Consider the following 5,570-nt stretch of genomic DNA (forward strand, 5'->3'; position numbering starts at 1 on the left):
AATCCTGATATTCCTATTCTCACCACAGCTATTGTTTCATACATTGTTTTTATTGCCATTAACGTATTTGGAATGAAACAATCTGCCAATTTTTCATTAATTGTAACTGCTCTTTCGGTTATTGAGATTTTAGTTTTTATGGCTTTGATTTTCCCTGCATTTGAAAGCAAAAATTTCATCGCAAACTCGCACGTTACTGCCAGTGGCATTTTTGCGGGAATTCCATTTGCCATTTGGTTTTTTGTGGCAATCGAAGGAGTGGCAATGGTAGCCGAAGAGGTTAAAAACCCTAATGAGACTATACCAAAAGGCTATATCTCTGCAATTTTTACCTTAGTAGTGCTTTCTATTGGCGTCATGATTTTGAGTGGAGGTGTGGGCGATTGGAGACTTTTGAGCGAAATTGACCATCCATTGCCCGAAACCCTTGCAATGGCATTGGGAAAAGGAAATACTTGGTCGAAAATTTTTACAAGTTTGGGGCTTTTTGGATTGATTGCTTCATTTCATGGAAATACGATTGGGTATTCTCGACAAATTTATGCGTTGGCTCGCAGCGGTTATTTACCTGATTTTTTGACAAAAGTTAACCAGCGTTATCAAACTCCTCACTGGGCTTTGATTATTGGTGGTATGGTTGGATTTGTAGCTATTTTTACTGGAAAAACTGACCAAATTATTATCATGTCGGTGCTTGGAGCAATTGTAATGTATGTTGTCAGTATGATAAGTCTTTTTATACTTCGCCGAACAGAGCCTAAGCTTTTAAGACCTTATAAAACCCCTTTCTATCCTGTTTTTCCATTTATAGCTCTTATACTTTCAGTGATTTGCATGATTGCAATTATTTACTATAATCCGTTTCTAAGTGCAATTTTCTTTATGAGTTTATTCGTCTGCTTGACCATTTTTATAGTTTTTGGTCTGAAATTTATCAAAATTAGAGCTGGAATAGTAGAAAGGTAAGTCAAAAAAAGTATATATCACTTGAGTTAAAAATTACTTAATCTGTGCATTTTACATTGTGTATTTTTAGTAACTTTATTAAAAATTAGTACAAATCTAAAATTCAACCTATTAAAAAAATGAAAACCTTGATTCCCCATTCACTATTTATTTTAGGAATTTCCTTACAAAGCCTTGCTGGTACGCTTCAAGGTGCGTGGGAAATGTTACCTGAAAATAGCACTTCCAACCAAAAAGTTGTGATGATTGCGACAAAAAATTATCTTTCTATTTCGGTTTTCGAGAAAAATCTTTATATCCGCACTTACGGTGGTACTTACGAAATCAATGATTCTGGTTTGACGCTGACCCTCGAATTTAATGATAAACACCCTGAAACTGTCGGAACAAAAGTTACCTACAAATACACCAGAAATGACAATATTTTCACGATAGAAAACCAAGCAAAAACTACATGGAAACGCATTGATGATGGTTCGGAAACTTTGGCAGGAAATTGGCGAATCACCGCCAGAGAAGGGCAAGATGGAAACATGAATGAAATGAAACGTGGAGCAAGGAAAACCTTGAAAATCTGTTCGGGAACAAGGTTTCAATGGATAGCAATTAATACGGAAACTAAAGAATTTTCGGGAACTGGGGGCGGAACTTATACCTTAAAAGATGGAAAATATGTTGAAACGCTTGATTTTTTTTCAAGAGATAATAACAGAGTGGGTGCTTCATTATCTTTTGATGCAAAAGTTGAAGGCAACAAATGGCAACATTCGGGTAAAAGCTCAAAAGGTGATAAAGTCAATGAAGTTTGGGAAAAGGAAAATTGAGTAGAATTTGCCTTTTCCCAAAAAGCAATTATTCTTGCTTCATCGCTTCATCAGCGGCATTTTTTACAATTGCCAAATCATTTACGCCTCTAAAACCACTGAATCCACAAGAAATTCGGGTTTCGGCATCTAATTGAATCGGCTGACCGCCTTCCCAACCCATGAGGTCGGGTAATTCTATGCCAAAATCTTTATAATTCAATTTGTCAGAAAACACCAAACGCTCGTATTCACCTGTTTTATAGCCAGTTATCCAAACTTGCGAGGCTTTTCGATAAGCTACATCATAAAAACGACGACCTCTTAGTTTATCATTTCCCCAAATTTTACCATAGATATTTCCTGCATCATCAATGATACAAACCGACACATTTCCATCTGAAATATTCCAATCGGCTGCACTATCTTTATAAGTAGGAATTTGAACAGAAATGCTTTCAAACATTCGGTTGATGATTTGTTGGAGTTTTTGGCTTGTCATTTTTTGAAGATTATGATTGATGGTATTTTTTCTCAAATCAACACAATATCATTGGCATTTGCAACTTCATAATTTTGAGTTTTTAAATTTGTTATTAATTCAAGCGAAGAAACTTTTGTACGAGCAACTGCCAACATAATACCTTGATTATCAATAATTTCTACTACTTCACCGATTTCAAAATCGCCTTTTACTTTCTTGATTCCTACTGCCAACAAACTACTTCGTTTTTGAAGAGCTTTTGCTGCACCAGCGTCAATTTGCAAAGTCCCGACAGTCAAACTACCACTTGCCAACCATTTATTTCTTGAAGAAAGATTGACTTCTTGTGATGAGAATTCACTTCCAGCTTCACCACGAATAGCTTTTAAGATACCATCCGTTTCTTTCATTCCGAAAATAATCACCTTGATTCCCATGCGAGTAGCCAACTTCGTAAAAGTCAGTTTTGATGCCATTCCGCCCGAACCCAATGCTGATTTTGAATTATCAACCAAGCTAAGTATTTGATTATCAATGTTTTCTATTTTCCTGATAACGTTTTTATCTTTGTCCAATAGCCCGCCAACTGATGTGCAAATCATCAAAGTTTCTGCTCCAAAACCTGTGGCTATGAGCGTGGCGAGTTCGTCATTGTCCGAAAACTTTAGCTCACGATTACTTACTACGTCATTTTCATTGGCAATCGGAATAATATCGTTTTTCCACAATTCTTGATACGTTTCTTTGAGTTGCAAAAACTGTTCACGATTACCAAAATGTTGGCGTTCGCACAAACTTTGGGCAATTTGAATATTGTATTTTGAAAAATATTTAGCGTAGATATTCAGCAAAAGTGGGTTCCCAATAGCGGCTGCCGCTTTACGTTCAGCGATTTCTCCTGAATAATTTTTAATGAAATGTTTACCAGCTCCCACAGCTCCCGAAGAAACCATAACTATTTGATAGTCAGTATGTAAGGTTGACACTTGGCGAGCAATTTCGGCAATAATTGTTTCGTCTGGCTCTCCATTTTTTTGAGTAATAGATGCCGTTCCGAATTTTAAGATAAGAATAGGTTTTTGAATCATAAAGGCAAAGGTACGATTTTCAAATTACACAAAAAAAGCCTTGATAATCTTTCGACTATCAAGGCTCTTATATACTGATGTAAGCTTCAATTAAAAGTACAAATATTCAAATTTAGCACTGCTTCATCAATCCGATTCTGCCCTCGTTTTGTCAAACATTATTAGGGGCAGTTCATTTGATTTCTATCTCAACTCCGTCAAGTTTGTCAATTAGCTGTTGAATGTTCATAGTTACAATGTCTAACTGTGAACAAATTGCAGGTATTTTCTTGAAAACTTTATTATCGTTACTAATTTCTGTCTCTTCTGTAACAAGGAATACATCTTCTGTTAGATTATCTTTTTTAAGATTTAAACATGTCAAAATTAGTTTCATATCAGCCGAATTCATAAAGTCATTTTTTAATGAATCATATTGAGTTTCATTAAATCTGGCTCTCTGAACATTCACTACAAAATTATTATCAACCATTCTATAAAATTTTGCGGGTGCAGGTGGTAAAATAAATTCTGTGTTTAATGGTAGTTTATAAGTTTTATTGAATGACTTATCGGTTAAGAATGAAAGTGAAGATAAGACAATTCCACTTTTAAGAAATTCACATTCTTCAATTATTTTATCTATGACCAAAATTTCTCCATTAGCTATTCTGAATTTAATTGCTTCAAATAAAATTGCTTTTTTGTCAAATGGTAAGTAGTAGCGAACCAACGACATTAATGAGCTGGTGTCAATTACTACTTTCATATAGGAAACTGTCTATTTTGTCAGGTTTAATATTTAATTTTTTACAAAACTCATATTCATTAATTACGCCTTCATAAAACGCTGTCTGTATTGTCGAAACTAATAATGGTGACTTTATAGGCATCGGCGTTGAGCCACCTGAATTAATGCCATTCTGCTTATCCAACTCTCTTTGCTTCCTTAATTCTTCACTTTTAATTCTAAAATCTTCTTCAAAACTTTCTTTAACTTTTTTATAATTCGCAGGGCTTATTTTATTCAGTAAAAGTAGTTTTGTAAAAATTGCAATTCTACTTAAATGTGTTTTTTCTGAAATTGTTTGAATTAAGTCAATATTATAATCGTTTTGAGCTGTTGAATTATCTATACTCTCAATGACTTTTTCAAATTGACCGCTTAAAAAATAATATGCAAATTCATTACACCAATTTTCAATTTTTGATATGTTTTGATTTGCTAAATCCTGATAGTCAATTTGGTCTATTTCTTCTTCATCTAAAAGATAGTGTCCTAATTCATGTGCAAGAGTAAATACTTCTCTTTTGAATGAGATTTGTTGTCTTTTTAGTACAATTACATTGGGTTTAAGAAAAAAACCATCAATATTTGCCCTTTCTTTTTTATTCCAAGTTTCTACGAATTCAAAAACTAAAATATTTTTTTCAGCAAGTTTCTTTATTAACTCTGTTAAAAAATCTTTGGGTTTATCTTTAAATTCAGCATTAATCAATTTCCTTATTTCTATTGCTACATTTTTAGGACTACTGTTTAGATTAAAAACTGGCAAAACTCTTTCAAATTTAATATCTGAAAGTTCTGCAATTATAGATAATGAAATTTTAAACTCTTCAAAATGATTAACAATTTTTCTTGCTCCTAAACTTAACTCAACGTCAAATTTTGGTTTTCTAAAAAATATGCTTGCATCTTTTGAAATATCTGGTGATTTCGGGTCTAAATAATAGTGAATGCCCTTATTGAAAACTTTGTCAATTCTTTTTAGATGTCCAAGTTCAATATTTGGGCTTAAAATCTGTTCCTTTGTTATTGATTTGGTCAAACCTCCACTGATTAAAGGCAATAATTCCTCAACAGACATTTTTAACAATGTCAGCAAATACTTTAACCTTTCTATGTTTTGCTCAACTTTCAAGAATTCCTATTATTATTATCGTGCAAAGATAGTCTTTATTTGCTATCTGTCAAGTTATGTGAGTTCGGCAAAAATTGCACCTAATTTCAAAAATTCAGAAAGACTATTCAATTTCATTGATTCAATGTTAAAAGGTCTTTTTGATAGGCATTTACTACGTCAAGCGAGCTCTCCCATACAATACTATCATCTTCTTTTTCAAAGACGCTATGTTGCTTTACTTGTTCAAAGTGTCTTGTCCTAAAATAAGTTTACAATTATAGTTGAAAATCCTGATATAGGTTTACAGTTGATTTATTATAATAATTTTTCCAGTATCTTTTCAATT

General features: G+C 33.2%; 6 protein-coding genes. 2 read left to right on the top strand and 4 right to left on the bottom strand.

Going from position 1 to position 5,570, the window contains the following annotated elements; genetic code table 11:
* A partial coding sequence (locus ACH2CJ_RS19785; protein ID WP_394995722.1) for an amino acid permease occupies positions 1–966 on the top strand: 966 nt, incomplete at its 5' end.
* A gap of 119 nt (positions 967–1,085) precedes the next feature.
* On the top strand, positions 1,086–1,790 hold the full coding sequence (locus ACH2CJ_RS19790; protein ID WP_394995725.1) for a membrane or secreted protein: 705 nt from the start codon (positions 1,086–1,088) through the stop codon (positions 1,788–1,790).
* A 28-nt stretch (positions 1,791–1,818) separates the two neighbouring features.
* Here the strand turns inward: ACH2CJ_RS19790 and ACH2CJ_RS19795 are convergent, their stop codons facing one another.
* From ACH2CJ_RS19795 to ACH2CJ_RS19810, 4 genes are all read right to left on the bottom strand, one after another.
* The gene (locus tag ACH2CJ_RS19795) at positions 1,819–2,271 is read right to left on the bottom strand and encodes a heme-binding protein (RefSeq protein ID WP_394995728.1); all 453 of its coding nucleotides are present in this window, start codon (positions 2,269–2,271) and stop codon (positions 1,819–1,821) included.
* A gap of 32 nt (positions 2,272–2,303) precedes the next feature.
* Positions 2,304–3,338: a glutamate 5-kinase gene (gene proB, locus ACH2CJ_RS19800; protein ID WP_394995735.1), complete on the bottom strand. Its 1,035-nt coding sequence runs from the start codon at positions 3,336–3,338 to the stop codon at positions 2,304–2,306.
* A gap of 175 nt (positions 3,339–3,513) precedes the next feature.
* A complete protein-coding gene (locus ACH2CJ_RS19805) occupies positions 3,514–4,089 on the bottom strand; it encodes a DUF4411 family protein (RefSeq protein WP_394995730.1) in 576 nt (191 codons plus the stop codon).
* Positions 4,073–5,188: an ImmA/IrrE family metallo-endopeptidase gene (locus tag ACH2CJ_RS19810; RefSeq protein WP_394995732.1), complete on the bottom strand. Its 1,116-nt coding sequence runs from the start codon at positions 5,186–5,188 to the stop codon at positions 4,073–4,075. Before ACH2CJ_RS19810 ends, ACH2CJ_RS19805 begins: the two co-directional genes overlap by 17 nt.
* Positions 5,189–5,570: the final 382 nt, after the last annotated feature.

It is taken from the genome of Emticicia sp., assembly GCF_043780375.1.
Lineage (GTDB): Bacteria > Bacteroidota > Bacteroidia > Cytophagales > Spirosomataceae > Emticicia.